Raw genomic sequence first — 15,557 nt, forward strand, 5'->3', positions numbered from 1 at the left:
CCGTTTGCTTTCAGGAAACTGGCTGGGCCTGCAGGCGCTGCACAAACTCCTGCGCCGGCAAAGGCTTGCTGAAGAAGTAGCCCTGGTACAAATCGCAGCCGTGAGCCTGCAGAATCATCAGTTGCTCGGGATCCTCCACCCCTTCAGCCAGCACCTTGAAGCCCAGCGCACGCGCCATGCTGATGATGGCCAGGGTGATGGCGCGGTCATCGCGGTCATGCACCAGGCCGTCAACGAAGCCCTTGTCGATCTTCAGCACGTCCAGCGGGAAGCGCTTCAGATAGACCAGCGATGAGTAGCCCGTGCCGAAATCGTCGATCGCGATGCGGATCTGGCGAGCGCGCAGATTGTCGAGCAGTCGGGCAACCTCGCTATGGGCATCCATCAGTACCGATTCGGTCAGCTCCAGCTCCAGCTGATTGGCCGGAAAGCCTGTTTCGCGCAGCACTTGCTCCACCAGTTGATCAAACTGGCCATGGCGGATCTGCTGGGCCGACACATTCACCGCGAGGCGCAGCGGCGGCAGGCCAGCATCCAGCCAGGCACGCCCCTGGCGACAGGCTTCGCGCAGCACCCAGGCCCCTAGTTCGCGGATCAGGCCGGTCTCCTCGGCTATCGGGATGAAGCGCGCCGGCGCCAGCAGCCCCTCCACCGGATCCTGCCAGCGCACCAGGGCCTCAGCTCCCACGATGCACCCGCTGTGCAACTCGACCTGCGGTTGGTAATGCAGGAACAACTCGCCGCGGGTGATCGCGCGGCGCAAGCGGGCATCGATGCTGATGCGGTCGCGCGCGGCGTCCGTCATGCTTGACGAGTAATACTGGAAGCGCCCGCGCCCCTCGGCCTTGGCCCGGTACATGGCAGCATCGGCCTGCTGCAGCAAGGCCTCGGCAGTTTCGCCGTAGCCGGGAAACAGACTGATGCCGATGCTGACACTGCATTGCACCTCGATTCCGTTGGGCAACTGGAAAGGCGTTTCAAGCGAGTGAATCAGTTCTTCAGCAACCCGCGCCGCATCCTCGAGACGCGCCAGGTGCTCAAGCAGGATGGTGAATTCATCGCCGCCAAGACGAGCAAAGAAATCCGTTTTGCGCAGGCGTGCCCCAATCCGCTCGGCCAGCAGCTGCAGGAGTTGATCGCCTACAAGGTGGCCGAAACTGTCGTTGATATCCTTGAATCGATCGAGATCGAACATCAGCAGCGCCAACAGGCTGCCATCGCGCTGCGCCACCGCCAGCCCATGCTCCAGGCGCGTGAACAGCAGCAGGCGGTTGGGCAGCTGGGTCAGCGCATCATGGTGGGCGAGATGATCCAGGCGCTCCTCTGAAGCCTTGAGGCTGGAAATATCCGAGAAAACCTGCACATAGTTGCAGACTTCCCCTTGCTCATCGCGTACCACGCTGATGCTGAGCCACACCGGCGCTACGCGGCCGTCCTTGATCTGGCCCCAGTACTCTCCCTGCCAGTGGCCGTGCTGCGCAACGGACTCCCAGATCCCCTTGAAGAACGCTTCACCGTGACGGTTTGAGCGCATCAGGGTGCCGGGTTTGCCCAGCACCTCGGCCTCGCTATAGCCCGTAATCTCGGTGAAGGCGGCATTGGTCATCACGATGCGCAGCTCGGCGTCGGTGATCACCACCCCTTCCCGCGCATTCTGGAACACGGCCGCCGCGCGGCGCAGGGCCAGTTCCGTCTCCTTGCGCACCGAAATATCGGTATGGGTGCCGGCCATGATCAGGGGCCGCCCCTCGGCATCGCGCTCGACGATGCGGCCGCGGGTCAGAATCCATTTCCACTGCCCACTGGCCGTGCGGATCCGGAACTCCACTTCATGCAATGGCGTGCGTCCGGCCAGATGCGCCTCGATCGAAGTGTGCGCCCGCGCCAGATCCTGCGGATGCAGATAATCGACCCAACGGGCCGGTGAAATATCCCACTTGCCGAACTGATAGCCCAGCATCGAAGCGAAACGCGGACTGATATCAAACTGGTTGGTTTGCACATTCCACACCCAGAAACCTTGCTCCGAGCCTTCGATGACCCGGGCATAGCGGACCTCACTCTCGCGCAGGGCATCTTCGGTCCGTCGCTGGGTACTGATGTCCTGCATCGCACCGCGAACGGCCACGATATGCCCTTCAACCAGCACCGGCTCGGCCACCAGGCGCACCCACTTCTCTACACCGCCGGGCGTCTGCAGTGCCAGCACCATGTCGCAGGCGCTCCCCTCCCCAAACAGGCGCGCCATGGCCGACTCGAACAACAGACGCCAGCGCTCACTGAACAGATGCGGACCAAACAGCAAAGGGGGCTGTGCAGCGGCATCGAGGCCGCAAATCCGCGCTACCTCCTCGCTAAGCGGCCCCTGCAGGCTCGCAGCATCCACCTCCCAGGCGCCCAGCTCAGCCATCGCGCTCATGTCCTTGAGCAAATCGTGCTGATGCTTCAGGGCCGCCTCCATGCGCCGCCGCTCACGCTCGTCGCTGAAGGCAAAAATCCGTCCGGCAGCCCGTCCATCGTCATGATGAATCGCCGTCTCGCGCAGGGACACCGGGATCTCCGCCTCATCGCGGCGGATCAGGGTCAGATCCCCCGAGAGCGCGGCAGCATGCACGGCGTCCAACCCCGAGCGACGCAACACGGCACCGATCTCCTGCCCGAGCGCTTCGCCCATTGGCCAACCGGTGATCCGCTCGGCCTCCGGGTTGAGATAGCTGATCTGGCCTCGCTCATCGACTGCAATGATCGCATCGCCCACGCTGCGCAGGATCGCAGCCTGGGTGCTCCGGCTGGCTTCGAGACGGAACCAGGCGCGATGCAGGGTTTCGCATAACACGCTGATCAGCAGGCCATTAGCGAGTAGAAAAACCCAGCGCAGCTTTTCACTCGGGATGGACAGCAACTGGGCCGCAGCCTCCGGCGGCATCAACAAAAGGGAAGCACTCGCCCCCAGGACCGTGGCCCACAAACCCGGCCACAGGCCACCAATGGCCGCGCTGACAATGATCGGCAAGATCAGGATCTGCAAAACCGGTGTCTCCGGGCCATGCGCCAGGCTGAAGTGCATGAAGGCAAAGCTCAGGCTGGAGACAAGGGCAAATCCATATTGCAGCCAGCGGGGCCACCCCAGCAGTGGGCGCAAGCCATTCATCGGCGTTGCCACCGCGCGCAGCGCATCAGCGGCCGGCACGGCACGTAAGGCGAAAAACAGCATGGCCGTGGTAATGAACACGAAAGCCACGCCCTTGGCTGTCGACAGCCAGACGATGCGCGACGAATCGGTGAGCTCGGCCAGCAACTGGTCGGACAGGAAGATCCAGGCCAGCGCAAAAACGGCATAACCCAAGCTCGCCAGGGCAATGAAGCGTTGTCGCGGAGTGAATATCATCGAGTGGTCCGTTCCCAAAGCCCCCGGCACGATCATCCGTGGTCACCCTCAAGTCTGCGTCAATCCTCACTGCAACAGCAACGCACACACCCTCAAGCCCATCCGCCGGCATGCAAAAAGGCGCCCGCAGGCGCCTTTCTAGTCTCAGACAAAAGAGCATTCAGAAGCGGTAACCCACCCCGAGGCCCCAGGTGATCGGGTTCAGACCCACATTGCCAACCTTGGTGCCGCCCACTTTCACGTCGGTATCCATCTGGAGGTATTTCACATCCAGGTTCAATGACCAGTTCCGGCTCAGGGCAAAGTCAAGCCCCGCTTGAGCCGCCAGCCCGATACTGGAACTTTCGACTTCGGCCGCCCCGCCAAGGATATTGCTGCGATCCGAGAACAGGGTGTAGTTCAGGCCCAGCCCAAGATAAGGCTTGAAAGCCCCCAGATCAGTGAAGTGGTACTGCAGCAGCAGCGAAGGCGGCAAGGCCTTGATCGTGCCCTGCTTGCTGCCCCCCACCTTGATGTCGACTTCCTGCGGATAAGTCAGCACCAGTTCGGTGGCGATATTTTTGGTGAAGAAGTAGCTGATATCGAACTCAGGAATCCAGCGGCTCTTCGCCTCAATGGCGGTCGAGCCCCCCAGCGGCAAACCGTCGGACTGCTTGTTATCGAAATCAACATAGACCGCGCGCACCCGCAGCAACCACGGGCTCTCCTCGGCATGTGCGGCAGGCATGGCCGTAGCCGCCAGCAGGGCAAACACGGCCGCCAGCATCTTCTTGTTCATGAGTCTCTCCTCTGTAGGTTGGGCAAACATTTCCGTCGCTGAAGAAGGGCGCTCCTGCACGCCCCTCTCCGCGCCCCTCAAATTGCGGAGTTGATCTTAATCAAAAAGACCTTTTCGCAAGAATGGGAATTGCCCCTACACGCTTTCCCGCAGGGAAAGCTCAAGCCTCACACAGGGAACGTGCATCCTCCAGCAGCGCATCCACGGTTTCCGCCTCGATATCCCAGGCGCACATGAAGCGTGCCGCACTACCGATGAAATCGTAGAAGCGCCAGCCACGCCGACGCAGGCCCGCCGCGACCTCGGCCGGCAAGTCCACGAACACACCATTGGCCTCAGTTGGCGCGATCAGGCGCAGCCCCGGCAAGTCTGCCAGCCCACGCGAGAGACGCTCGGCCATCGCATTGGCATGCGCGGCACGGCGCAGCCAGGCACCATCCTCCAGCATGCCCAGCCAGGGCGCAGCCAGAAAACGCATCTTGGACGCCAGCTGGCCGGCCTGTTTGCAGCGATAGGCGAAATCTTCGGACAGGCGCCGGTCGAAGAACACCACCGCCTCACCCACCGGCAAACCCATTTTGGTGCCGCCGAAGCACAGCACATCCACGCCGGCACGCCAGGTGATGTCCGCCGGCTTCACCGCCAGCGAGGCCACCGCATTGGCAAAGCGCGCGCCATCCATGTGCACGCGCAGGCCATACTGGCGCGCCCGCTCGCTGATCGCCGCGATCTGCTCGGGGCGATACAAGGTGCCCAGCTCGGTCGCCTGGGTGAGCGTCACCACACGCGGCTTCGGGTAGTGGATATCGCTGCGGCGCTCGACCAGACGCGTCACCTCGTCCGGGCTGATCCGCCCAAACTCGCCCGCGGCCGCCAGCAGCTTGGCGCCGTTGGAGAAAAACTCCGGCGCCCCGCACTCATCCGTCATCACATGTGCCGCCTCATGGCAGATCACACTGTGGTAGGACTGGCACAGCGAGGCCAGCGCAAGCGAATTGGCCGCCGTGCCGTTGAAGACAAAGTACACGTCGCAATCGGTTTCGAAGATCGCACGCATGCGATCCGATACGCGCCGGGTCCACTCATCATCGCCATAGGCCATGGCGTGGTCTGAGTTTGCTTCGGCAAAGGCGGCAAAGGCCTCCGGGCAGATCCCGGCATAGTTGTCGCTGGCAAAGTGCTGGGCCATGAAAATCTCCGCTACAGGCTGATCACAAGCCAAACATTATCCACCGGCGAGCGGCCTGCCTCGAGAGATGACGAAGCGGTTACCGCTAAATGACGGGCGTCTGTCAAAAATGTTTAACCTGTAACACATACCCTGCCGGATGTCGCTCTCGCTCTTCACAAGGAACACATCCATGCGTTTTGCCCGCCTTCCCGTCGCGGCCGCCCTGCTCGCCGCCGTTTGCCTGCCTGCCGCTGCGCAGACCCTCTACCCGATCAATCGCGCCGAAATTCTCGCCGGTTCGCGCTTCGACCTGAAGGTCGAGTTCCCCGGCACGGTCGATGCCGCCAGCGTAAAACTGACCCTCAACGGGCAGGACTATCACAAGCTGCTCGGCAAGTCCGCCAGCCTGATCCCGGACGAAACCGGCAAGGGCGCCTCCAGCCTGATCCTGCGTGACGTAACGCTCACCAGACCGGGCCAGTACAGCGTCGAAGCCTCGGACGGCACGAACACCCGCAAGGTGGTGTGGAACGTCTACGCCACGCCGGCCAAGCCTGCCGCGAAGAACGTGATCCTCTTCATTGGTGACGGCTTCTCCGTCGCCCACCGCACTGCGGCGCGCATCCTGTCGCAAGGCATTGAAGACGGCAAACTCAAGGGCAAGCTGGCCATGGACGAACTGCCGGCCATGGCGCTCCTCAGCACCCAGGGCACCGATTCGATCATCACCGACTCGGCCAACGCCGCCCACGCCTACACCACCGGTCACAAGAGCTGCGTGAATGCGCTCGGCGTGTATTGCTCGCGCGCCGCCAACTCGCTGGATCACCCGAAAGTCGAAACCCTCGGTGAGCTGGCAAAGCGCCAGGGCTACGCCGTGGGCGCCGTGACCAACTCCGAGATCGAAGACGCAACGCCTGCATCGATGGTCGCGCATACTCGTCGCCGCTCCGACTTCAATGACATCGTCAAGATGTTTTACGACTCGAAGATCGACGTGATCATGGGCGGTGGCTCGCCGAACTTCCTGCCGAAAACCACGCCGGGTTCCAAGCGCACCGACGAGGTGGATTACATCGAGCAATTCAAGGGTGCAGGTTACGCTTTCGCCACCACCAAGGCCGAAATGGCCGCCGCGGCTGACGACAAGAAAACCACCCGCCTGCTGGGCCTCTACAACACCGGCAACATCGATGGCGCGCTGGACCTGAAGTTCCTCAAGAAGGGCTCGGTCAGCAAGTTCCCGGATCAGCCGGATGTGGTCGAAGAAATGAAGGCCGCGATCAAGATCCTGTCGCGCAACAAGAAGGGCTTCGTGCTGATGGTCGAATCTGCCCGCATCGACAAGTACTCGCACTCGATGGATGCCGAACGCGCCATCTACGACACGATCATGCTCGACAAGGCGGTCGCCGAAGCCAAGCGCTGGAGCAAGGCCAACGGCAACAACACCCTGATCCTGGTGACGGCAGATCACAGCCACGGCGTGAGCGTGGTCGGCACGGTGAATGACGATGCTGCGGGCAACGACATGCGCAACAAGATCGGCACCTATGAAGATGCCGGTTTCCCGAACTACCCGGCGCCAAATGCCGAGGGCTATCCGGAGAAGGTCGACGTTTCCAAGCGCCTGCGTCTGGTGTTCGCCAACACGCCGGATTACTACGAAACCTTCCGCCCCTACCTGGACGGTGAGAACGTGCCGGCAATCAAGAATGCCGATGGCGTGATGGTGGCCAACGAGAAATACAAGGATGTGCCGGGCGCAGTATTCCGCACCGGCAACCTGCCCAACGTCGGCCCGCGTGGCGCCAACCAGGGCGTACATACCGGTGATGACGTGGTGCTCACCGCTGGCGGCCCCGGCTCGGCGGCCGTGCATGGCCAGATGGAAAACACGGATCTATTCCGCGTGATCGCCGAGGCGCTGGCACTCGGCAAGCCCGCTGCAACGGGCAAGAAGTAAGCAATGTTCTCCTCGCAGTTTGCCGGCGGCTCACGCCGCCGGTTTTTCTTTGGCCTGGCAGTCCTGCTCGCCAGCCCGCTCTTGCGTGCGGCCGAGCTCCTGAGTTTTGACGGACTCTACAAATCCAATACCGTGCTGGGCCTCAAGTTCGCCGAGCGCACTCTGGCGCTCAAGGGCCAAAGCGTGCGCCTGCGCGGCTACATGGCGCCGCCGCTCAAGCCCGAAAGCAAATTCTTCGTGCTCACGCGCGAGCCAGTGTCGATCTGCCCCTTCTGTTCTTCCGACGCTGAATGGCCGGTCGACATCGTGGTCATCTACGCCAGCAAGACGGTGGTCCCCACCAATTTCTCCGAACGCATCGAAGTCGAAGGCACGCTGGAAGTCGGCAGCCATACCGACCCCGCGACCGGCTTCGTCAGCCAGCTGCGCATCCGCGATGCCAGCTTCAACAAGCTTCGCTGAACCCATGAACACCGGCACCCTGCGCGCCACCGGCCTGCGCTTCCGCTTTACCGGCCAAACCGCCGATCTTTTCGCCCTCGACCGCCTCGAACTCACCGCCGGCCACATGCTGGGCATCCGTGGCGCCTCCGGCGCAGGCAAGACCACGCTGCTACACTGCCTCGCCGGTATTGAGCCACTCACTACCGGCAGCATCGTGTGGGACGACACGGATATCACCGCGTTACCAGGTGCAGGGCTGACGCGCTGGCGCCAGCAAAAGCTCGGGCTCGTGTTCCAGGACTTTCACCTCGTCGAAGGCCTTTCGGCGCTGGACAACGTGCTCCTGCCCGCCAGCTTCACTGGCTGGCGCATCGCCCCCGCACTGCGTTCGCGGGCAACCCGTCTGCTCAGCCGGGTTGGCATTGCGGAGCCAACAAGACGTGCGGAACTGCTCTCACGCGGCGAGCGCCAGCGTGTCGCCGTGGCCCGTGCGCTGCTCTTCGCTCCGCCGGTGGTGCTGGCCGATGAACCCACGGCCAGCCTTGACCCGGAAAACCGCGAAATCATCGCCGACCTGCTCTGCGGACTGGTGCGCGAGCACGGTGCCACGCTGATCGTCGTTTCCCACGAAAGTGCGCTGCTCCGCCGCATGGATCGCGTGCTCGAACTGCGCAGTGGCACGCTGCAGGCTGCGGAGGCCGCCCATGTTTAATCCCCTGCCCGTCGTGCTCGCCGACTACCGCCGCAACCGTCTGCTGGTCGGCATCACCCTCGCCCTGATCGCCCTCGCAGTCGCCATCGGGGTGGCCGTCATTGCGCAGGAGCGCGCGCTGCGCCAGGGCAGTGCGCGTGCGGCGGACGATTTCGACCTGCTCGTCGGCGCGCCCGGCAGCCCCACCCAACTGGTGCTGACCAGCGTCTATCTGAAGCTGCAGTCGATCCCTCTGGTGAGCGGCGAAGTGCTCGTCAAAACCAGTACGGCGCGCGGCATACGCTATGCCGCGCCAATCGCGTTCGGCGATAACTGGCAAGGCCATCCCATCGTGGGCACGACCGAGGACTTCGCCAGTCGTGGCGGACGCCTGCCGCCGCTTGAGGGGCACCCGTTTCGCCAGCGCGGCGAAGCGGTGATCGGCGCCCAGGTGCCGCTGGCAATCGGAGCCCGGATACACCCGGAACATGGCGCCCATCACCATGACGACGATGAGGAGGGCCACGAACATGAGCTCGCCTACACCGTGGTCGGTCGCCTGCCCGCACGGCATAACGTGTGGGACAACGCCATCCTCGTACCCGTCGAAGATGTATGGGCCGTGCATGAACTACCTTCGGGTCACCCGCCAGGCAGCACGCAGATCGGGCCGCCCTGGGATGCCACCCGGGTGCCGGGCGTACCGGCCATTGCCATCAAGCCCGAATCGGTCGCCGCAGCTTACGGTCTGCGCGGCCAGCTGCGCACGAACGAGAGCATGGCGCTGTTTCCCGCCGAAGTGCTCAACGAGCTCTACAGCACGCTGGGCGATGTGCGCGATCTGATGTCGATCCTGGCGCTAGCCAGCCAAGTCCTCGTCGTGATCGCGGTACTGATGTCTCTGCTCGTCGGTTTTCTCGCCCGCGCCCGCCAGTTCGCCGTGCTGCGCGCCATCGGCGCCGGCAGCCACTACGTGTTCAGCGTGATCTGGCTCGAAGTGAGCCTGCTGGTGGCTGGCGGCGCAGCCCTCGGCCTGCTGTTGGGCTACGCCGCCTCGTGGCTGCTGATGCAGTGGATCGCTCCGCGCATGGGTTTTGCAATGCCAGTATCCCTTGGCAGCGAGGAGCTCCTGCTCGCCAGCGCACTCGCAGCCGCCGGACTGCTGATTGCAGTCCTGCCGGCCTGGCTGTCCCTCCGCCGACCGGTAGCCACAGGCTTGAAGGCATGAAAAAGCCCGCACGCGGCGGGCTTTTTCAGCATCCGGAAGGCCTCAGGGGCGGGTCCGGCCTTTCATGTTCACGCCAGCTTGCCCGCTCACAGCGAGACTCTCCAGCGAGTCATGAACGATCTGCCCGGCGTAGCTGCGGTTGTGGAAAGCAGCACCAGGGTCGCGCAACAGGAAGGTGTAGTTGAACACGGCCTGCAGCAGACGCGGCGTATAAGCCTTGTAGCTGTTCGTCGGCTTGAGTTCATCGTCATCCACCACACCATTGCCATTGCTGTCGGTGTACCAGTAGGGAGAGGCCTTGGAAGAGTAGGCCAAGGGCACACCTCCGACCTTGATCGCATACTGCTGGATGCCGGCATACAGCGCATCCATGCTCTGCTTCAACTCGCTGCGGTAGTCCGCGATGCGGTCGCCCTTGTCGGTATGGCAGCTGTCACATTTCTCAACCTTGGCGTGGCCGCTGTGCGGGTCGTGGCAAGCCAGACAGTTATCCAGCTGCTTGGGATGCTTGTAGCGCCCGTCATAGGTCTTGCCTGCAAACTCGTAAGCCACCTTGGCCTGGGTGCCGAAGAGCGTGGCGCCCGCCGGGAAGTAATGCACATGGATGAAGGCCAGCGCCGGATCCGGCGTGTCGAGTACCTTGCCGGCAATCGCCTTGTTCACACTGGCCGTGGACTCACGCCCCTGGTGACAGGTCATGCACAGGTTGGCGTCATTGAGGCCGGCATCCACTTCCAGCCCGCTGGCGAAGGTGACCTTGCTGACCTTGTGACGCTCGTAGCTGAGCATGTCGGCATGGCAGTTGGTGCAGGCATAGGCATTCTTCACCTGCTTGGCCGGGGCGTTCTTGCCATTCGCCAGATATTCCGGCACACCCTGAGCCGCATGGCAGCGGGCGCAGCCGGCGGGAATTTCAGCCGCCTGGTCCCAGTAATGGAAGGCCTTGCCATCCCGGTTGAAGTGCCCCACGCCCATCTCGATACGCGCGCCAGCAGGTTTGCTCTGCGCCGCAGCAGGTTCGGCCGCGAGACACGGCGTAAGGAGTGCGGCCGCCATCAGGGCCAGCACCAGACTGATCATTCTCTTCATGAAAAACTCCGCTCCGGATCGTCGTTTGCACACGCAAAACCACTTCGTCAGGATAGGTGTTCAGAGCCTCAATCGACAGCCCCTGACGCGGCGGAAAACCCTCTCCCATCACGCTTTTCGCGCCGGGCATGACCAGCATCAAGAAGCGCCCGACACCAGATCCTGGACGTCCATCAGAAGCGAGAAACGCCCATCCGAAAACAACAGGGCCGCTCCATGGAGCGGCCCTGTTGTTGCGCTACAGCATCCGGATCAGCTCTTCTTGCCCCCGTAGAGATAGGGGTTCAGGGTCGGATCGTTGTACATCTTGAACTGCCGATAGACCTTGTAATGCGCCACGCCGGCGGCACAGTCGGCCAGCAGTTGCTCCAGGCAGGCGGCCAGGTCGGCGCGCTGCTCGCGCAGGCGGGCGAGCTTGGCTTCACAGGTCGCGATGTGCTCGGCCGAAGCATCGCTGCGCCGGGTCTGCTCGCCCATGTGGAAGACCTTAAGTCCGAGGATGGAGATGCGGTCGATCATGCTGCCCGCCGTTTCGGAATTCAGGCGGCTGCCCGTCACTGCCGGCGGCAGGGCGGAGAGGAAGACTTCGTCCATGCGCTCGATGGCATCGTTACGCTTCTGGTTGTAGCCATCGATGGCGCGCTTGTTGGCGGCGATTTCGCTATCGGCCACGTCCTTGCGGCGGGCCAGATCCTCTTCGTCCCAGAGCAGGTTGTTGAAGCGGTGATTCAGTTCCAGGAATTGCCACAGGCCTTCAGCAAAGCGGGCCGGCTCGGATTTGGCCCAGCTGCGGTTGGCCACGCAGGCATCGTGGAAAGCAATGATTTCGGCGCTATCGATCAGCTTGGTCATAGTGCGGCTCTGTGCATTCAATCGGAGGTGCGGCATTCTACGCCCTGCTGCGGTAAGCGTGCCGTAACACGGGCGCCATACGCTGGCAGCCCCGCATGGAGAAGCCTACCCAAATGGAAAGTCCCTTCAAAGGCAAGACTGGCATCGTCCGCATCTGGAATGCCTTCAACTATTCGCTGGACGGCCTCCGCGCTGCCTACAAACTCGAAGACGCCTTCCGGCAGGAAGTGCTGCTGGCCATTCTGCTGATCCCCTTCGCCCTGCTCTCTGCCCGCAGCGGCCCGGAAAAGGCCTTGCTGATCGCCTGTGTGCTGCTGGTACTGATTGTGGAATTACTCAACTCGGCGGTCGAGGCCGTGGTGGATCGCGTCTCGCTGGAGCGCCACGAGCTCGCCAAGCGCGCCAAGGATATCGGCAGCGCCGCCGTGCTGATCACCCTCATCAATCTGGCTGCAGTGTGGGGGTTGGTGTTTTTCGGCTAGGGGCTGACGCCCGGCAAATACCCTGACAGGCCTGGCGGCGACCATGCGCTACAATCCGCGCACTTTTACACCCGGATTCCGACCATGTCCGTCCTCATTTGCGGCTCGATGGCCTACGACACCATCATGGTGTTTCATTCCCAGTTCAAGAAACACATCCTGCCCGAGCAGATCCACATCCTGAACGTATCCTTCCTGGTGCCGGAAATGCGCCGCGATTTTGGCGGCTGCGCCGGCAACATCGCCTGGTCGCTGAAACTGCTGGGTGGAGAGCCGCAGATCATGGCCACCGTGGGCGACGATTTCGCTCCCTACCTGGCCCGCCTCAAAGAACAGGGCATCGGCACCCGCCACATCCGTCAGGTGCCGGAGAGCTTCACCGCCCAGGCGTTCATCACCACCGATCTGGACGACAACCAGATCACCGCATTCCACCCAGGCGCAATGAGCTTCTCGCACCGCAATAGTGTGCGCGACGCAGAGGGCATCAAAATCGGCATCGTGTCGCCGGACGGCCGCGACGGCATGTTCCACCACGCACGCGGTTTCGCTGCTGCCGGCCTGCCCTTCATCTTCGATCCGGGCCAGGGCCTGCCGATGTTCTCCGGCGACGAGCTGCTTGAATGTCTGGATCTGGCAACCTGGTGCACCCTCAACGATTACGAGGCCAGGCTCGTCTGCGAAAAGACGGGGCTCTCCCTCGAGGCACTGGCGGAACGTTTGCAGGGGCTGGTGGTCACACTCGGTGCGCAAGGATCCCGGATCTACACCGAAGGCCGCGTCATTGAAGTCGCCGGCGTAACGGCCGACGACATCGTCGACCCGACCGGCTGCGGCGATGCCCATCGCGGCGGCCTGCTCTACGGCCTCTCGAACGGCTGGGATCTGGAAAAGTCCACGCGCCTGGCCTCGACCATGGGCGCTCTCAAGATCGCCAGCCGGGGGGGCCAGAACTACAACCCGAGCCGGGATGAGATCGCCGCCCGCTACGCCAAGGCTTACGGCAGCGCCCCCTGGTAAGCACGAAGGAAAGCCGCAGATGAAGAACCCGCTCCTGATCCTCGCCCTGATCGCCACCGCAGTGCTCTCCGCCGGCTGCGCCAGCAGCAAGGCCGGGGATGTGTATTCACGCGCAGAAGCACGGCGGCCGATCAGCTACCGCGAAGGCACCTTGCTCGAGGTGCGCAAGGTTCGCTTGGAAGGAACCAAGAGCGGCCTCGGCGCACTGGGCGGAGCTGCCATCGGCGGCGTGGCCGGCAGCGGCATTGGTGACGGACGCGGCGCTATCGTCGCCGGGATTGTCGGTGCCGTCGTCGGCGGCGTGGCCGGTGCGGCGACCGAGGAAGGCTATACCCGCGAAAATGCCTGGGAACTCACCGTCCGCATGACCAGCGGTGAAACCATGGTGGTAGTGCAGGGGATCGGCAAGGAAGACAAGTTCGCCCCGGGTGACCATGTGCGCGTACTCCAGAGCAGTGGTGAAACCCGCGTCTCTCCGGCCACCGCACCGCTTGCTCCTGCCCCTGCCCCCAGCCCGGCCAAAGACAGCAAGGGCAGCGCCACCAGCCTCTGAAAGCGCGGTGTAATTTCCGCGCAACCAGCCGGTAACCGGCACGCAACACGATCCTCCTAGAGTGGCACGGCAGGCATGAGCCCTGCAGCCACTCGAGGATCAAAATCATGTTGCGTGTCAGCCCGCAAACCTCCGAACAAAAGTCCCGCTCGCTGTGGGTAGGCCTCGCGGCCACCGAATCCGAAATCCTGGCCGCGCAGAAACTGCGCTACCGCGTCTTTGCCGAAGAGATGGGCGCCCGCCTCAACCCGCGTACCCCGGGTGTGGACCGCGATCATTTCGATGCTTACTGCCAGCACCTGATCGTGCGTGATGAAGCGCATGGCCGCATCGTCGGCACCTACCGCATCCTTACCCCGGAAGCGGCACGCAAGATCGGCGGTTACTACTCCGAAACCGAATTCGATCTGACCCGCCTGCAGCATCTGCGCCCGAATCTGGTCGAGGTCGGCCGCTCCTGCATCGATCCCGAATACCGTACCGGCGCCGTGATCACCCTGCTGTGGAACGGCCTTGCCCGCTTCATGCAGAGCGGTGGCTACGAATACATGATGGGATGCGCCTCGATCGGTATGGCCGACGGTGGCCATAACGCGGCGAATATATTCCAGGCGCTGGCAGACAAGCTGGCACCGGTGGAATACCACGTTTTCCCGCGCCATCCTTTGCCGGTCGAAATGCTGGCCAGCGAAGCACGCGCCGAAATCCCGCCGCTGCTCAAGGGCTATCTGCGCGCAGGTGCTCAGGTGTGCGGCGCACCGGCCTGGGATCCGGACTTCAATACCGCCGATCTGCTGATCCTGCTGAACATGGCACGCGTCGATGCGCGCTACGCCAAGCACTTCGTGGAACGCCAGGGCGCTTGAGCGCGCGCCCCCGGATCATCCGCTCGGGCTACCGGCCTCACACCAGGTTGGCCCCGAGCGGAAAACGGGGCGGCACCGAGCCACAGTACGCTCAGGCGCCATGTCGGCCCTTGCGCCCGCCCCCAAAAACGTAAATGGGCAGCCGCCCTTGATCAAAACATGACCACGTCTCAGGCCCCCGCCTCGCCCGCGTCCCTCCAAACGCTCCGCAGCGCATTCACCGCCCCCTTTCGCGCCCTGCGCACCACCTGGCGTCTGACCCAAGTCGTCATCCTGGTACTCGGCGGCCTGCTCATCGTGCGCTTCCTCTTCCCATTCTGGTCGGCCTCTCGCCAGCGGCGTGTCAAACAACTGTGGGCAGCCTTCCTGGTCGACTCGCTGGGCGTAACGCTCGAAGCCCCCACGGAGGAGATCCCGCCGCAAAGCCTGGTGGTGTGTAATCACATCTCCTGGCTGGACGTATTCGTGATCAATGCCATAGCCCCTACCACCTTCGTCTGCAAGGATGACGTACGTGCCTGGCCCGCACTGGGCTGGCTGGTGGCGCATACGGGCACACTCTTCATCGAGCGCGGCAACCGCGCAGCTGCCGCCCGTTCTGCCGCAGCAATGGCCCAGCGCCTGCGCGAGGGCGAGCGCATTGCGGTGTTCCCGGAAGGCACCACCACTCAAGGCCACGCCATGCTGCCTTTTCGCCCGGCGTTGTTTGAAGCGGCAGTGGAGGCAGCGTCAGGGGTCCAGCCGCTGGGCTTGCGCTACCTCGGCCGGCACGATGAACTCAGCCTTGCGCCAGCTTACGATGGTGACATCAGTTTTGGCGCAAGCATGCTCGCGATTGCCAGTGCTTCAGGTCTGCGTGCGCGGCTGCAGGTACTGAGCCCCTTGGAACCAAGCAAGAGCCGGCGCGAACTGGCCAGCCAGAGTGAGCAGATCATTGCCTGCGCGCTGGGCTTCACGCCACAAGCCCAACTGGCGCCGACCGAGTCCACCGAACCCTTGTCAGAAGCCTTACCGGCCGTAGCTGGCTGA

The 15,557-nt window shown here is 63.2% G+C and carries 14 protein-coding genes; 9 read left to right on the plus strand and 5 right to left on the minus strand.

The window, feature by feature from the left end; translation table 11 throughout:
- Positions 1-10: 10 nt before the first annotated feature.
- The 3 genes from Q3Y64_RS17705 to Q3Y64_RS17715 form a co-directional block, all read right to left on the minus strand.
- A complete protein-coding gene (locus Q3Y64_RS17705) occupies positions 11-3,388 on the minus strand; it encodes an EAL domain-containing protein (RefSeq protein ID WP_303563903.1) in 3,378 nt (1,125 codons plus the stop codon).
- A 160-nt stretch (positions 3,389-3,548) separates the two neighbouring features.
- A complete protein-coding gene (locus Q3Y64_RS17710) occupies positions 3,549-4,166 on the minus strand; it encodes an OmpW family protein (protein WP_303563906.1) in 618 nt (205 codons plus the stop codon).
- A 160-nt stretch (positions 4,167-4,326) separates the two neighbouring features.
- The gene (locus Q3Y64_RS17715; RefSeq protein WP_170020053.1) at positions 4,327-5,355 is read right to left on the minus strand and encodes a low specificity L-threonine aldolase; all 1,029 of its coding nucleotides are present in this window, start codon (positions 5,353-5,355) and stop codon (positions 4,327-4,329) included.
- A 172-nt stretch (positions 5,356-5,527) separates the two neighbouring features.
- Between Q3Y64_RS17715 and Q3Y64_RS17720 the strand changes: the two genes are divergently transcribed.
- From Q3Y64_RS17720 to Q3Y64_RS17735, 4 genes are read left to right on the plus strand one after another with little or no spacing between them, the layout of a single operon-like run.
- Positions 5,528-7,303 carry an alkaline phosphatase gene (locus Q3Y64_RS17720; protein WP_303563908.1) on the plus strand — a complete coding sequence of 592 codons (1,776 nt, stop codon included), beginning with the start codon at positions 5,528-5,530 and terminating at the stop codon, positions 7,301-7,303.
- A 3-nt stretch (positions 7,304-7,306) separates the two neighbouring features.
- Positions 7,307-7,765: a hypothetical protein gene (locus tag Q3Y64_RS17725; protein ID WP_303563910.1), complete on the plus strand. Its 459-nt coding sequence runs from the start codon at positions 7,307-7,309 to the stop codon at positions 7,763-7,765.
- A gap of 4 nt (positions 7,766-7,769) precedes the next feature.
- Complete coding sequence (locus Q3Y64_RS17730; protein ID WP_101941843.1) at positions 7,770-8,459, plus strand: ABC transporter ATP-binding protein; 690 nt, start codon at positions 7,770-7,772, stop codon at positions 8,457-8,459.
- Positions 8,452-9,666: an FtsX-like permease family protein gene (locus Q3Y64_RS17735; protein WP_303563913.1), complete on the plus strand. Its 1,215-nt coding sequence runs from the start codon at positions 8,452-8,454 to the stop codon at positions 9,664-9,666. Before Q3Y64_RS17730 ends, Q3Y64_RS17735 begins: the two co-directional genes overlap by 8 nt.
- Positions 9,667-9,708: 42 nt before the next feature.
- On the opposite strand, the gene Q3Y64_RS17740 is transcribed toward Q3Y64_RS17735, so the two are convergent.
- Together Q3Y64_RS17740 and Q3Y64_RS17745 are read right to left on the minus strand one after the other, a co-directional pair.
- Positions 9,709-10,755 (minus strand): hypothetical protein, encoded by a 1,047-nt coding sequence (locus Q3Y64_RS17740; RefSeq protein WP_303563915.1) that lies wholly within the window; start codon positions 10,753-10,755, stop codon positions 9,709-9,711.
- A 252-nt stretch (positions 10,756-11,007) separates the two neighbouring features.
- Positions 11,008-11,607 carry a DUF4254 domain-containing protein gene (locus Q3Y64_RS17745; RefSeq protein WP_303563917.1) on the minus strand — a complete coding sequence of 200 codons (600 nt, stop codon included), beginning with the start codon at positions 11,605-11,607 and terminating at the stop codon, positions 11,008-11,010.
- Positions 11,608-11,720: 113 nt separating this feature from the next.
- Between Q3Y64_RS17745 and Q3Y64_RS17750 the strand changes: the two genes are divergently transcribed.
- From Q3Y64_RS17750 to Q3Y64_RS17770, 5 genes are all read left to right on the plus strand, one after another.
- Positions 11,721-12,089 carry a diacylglycerol kinase gene (locus Q3Y64_RS17750; RefSeq protein WP_101941847.1) on the plus strand — a complete coding sequence of 123 codons (369 nt, stop codon included), beginning with the start codon at positions 11,721-11,723 and terminating at the stop codon, positions 12,087-12,089.
- Positions 12,090-12,173: 84 nt separating this feature from the next.
- Entirely contained in the window at positions 12,174-13,109 is a 936-nt protein-coding gene (locus Q3Y64_RS17755; protein ID WP_303563920.1) for a carbohydrate kinase family protein, read from the plus strand.
- Positions 13,110-13,128: 19 nt separating this feature from the next.
- A complete protein-coding gene (locus Q3Y64_RS17760; protein ID WP_303563923.1) occupies positions 13,129-13,662 on the plus strand; it encodes a hypothetical protein in 534 nt (177 codons plus the stop codon).
- Positions 13,663-13,769: 107 nt separating this feature from the next.
- On the plus strand, positions 13,770-14,528 hold the full coding sequence (locus Q3Y64_RS17765) for a GNAT family N-acetyltransferase (RefSeq protein ID WP_101941849.1): 759 nt from the start codon (positions 13,770-13,772) through the stop codon (positions 14,526-14,528).
- A gap of 159 nt (positions 14,529-14,687) precedes the next feature.
- Complete coding sequence (locus Q3Y64_RS17770) at positions 14,688-15,557, plus strand: 1-acyl-sn-glycerol-3-phosphate acyltransferase (RefSeq protein ID WP_303563928.1); 870 nt, start codon at positions 14,688-14,690, stop codon at positions 15,555-15,557.

This window comes from Uliginosibacterium sp. 31-12 (assembly GCF_030548425.1).
Taxonomy (GTDB): Bacteria; Pseudomonadota; Gammaproteobacteria; order Burkholderiales; family Rhodocyclaceae; genus Uliginosibacterium; species Uliginosibacterium aquaticum.

Bases quoted from the DNA above. Each gene is read 5' to 3' on its own strand.
- Q3Y64_RS17705 (WP_303563903.1), bottom strand. From the start codon at position 3,388: ATGATATTCACTCCGCGACAACGCTTCATTGCCCTGGCGAGCTTGGGT.
- Q3Y64_RS17710 (WP_303563906.1), bottom strand. From the start codon at position 4,166: ATGAACAAGAAGATGCTGGCGGCCGTGTTTGCCCTGCTGGCGGCTACG.
- Q3Y64_RS17715 (WP_170020053.1), bottom strand. From the start codon at position 5,355: ATGGCCCAGCACTTTGCCAGCGACAACTATGCCGGGATCTGCCCGGAG.
- Q3Y64_RS17720 (WP_303563908.1), top strand. From the start codon at position 5,528: ATGCGTTTTGCCCGCCTTCCCGTCGCGGCCGCCCTGCTCGCCGCCGTT.
- Q3Y64_RS17725 (WP_303563910.1), top strand. From the start codon at position 7,307: ATGTTCTCCTCGCAGTTTGCCGGCGGCTCACGCCGCCGGTTTTTCTTT.
- Q3Y64_RS17730 (WP_101941843.1), top strand. From the start codon at position 7,770: ATGAACACCGGCACCCTGCGCGCCACCGGCCTGCGCTTCCGCTTTACC.
- Q3Y64_RS17735 (WP_303563913.1), top strand. From the start codon at position 8,452: ATGTTTAATCCCCTGCCCGTCGTGCTCGCCGACTACCGCCGCAACCGT.
- Q3Y64_RS17740 (WP_303563915.1), bottom strand. From the start codon at position 10,755: ATGAAGAGAATGATCAGTCTGGTGCTGGCCCTGATGGCGGCCGCACTC.
- Q3Y64_RS17745 (WP_303563917.1), bottom strand. From the start codon at position 11,607: ATGACCAAGCTGATCGATAGCGCCGAAATCATTGCTTTCCACGATGCC.
- Q3Y64_RS17750 (WP_101941847.1), top strand. From the start codon at position 11,721: ATGGAAAGTCCCTTCAAAGGCAAGACTGGCATCGTCCGCATCTGGAAT.
- Q3Y64_RS17755 (WP_303563920.1), top strand. From the start codon at position 12,174: ATGTCCGTCCTCATTTGCGGCTCGATGGCCTACGACACCATCATGGTG.
- Q3Y64_RS17760 (WP_303563923.1), top strand. From the start codon at position 13,129: ATGAAGAACCCGCTCCTGATCCTCGCCCTGATCGCCACCGCAGTGCTC.
- Q3Y64_RS17765 (WP_101941849.1), top strand. From the start codon at position 13,770: ATGTTGCGTGTCAGCCCGCAAACCTCCGAACAAAAGTCCCGCTCGCTG.
- Q3Y64_RS17770 (WP_303563928.1), top strand. From the start codon at position 14,688: ATGACCACGTCTCAGGCCCCCGCCTCGCCCGCGTCCCTCCAAACGCTC.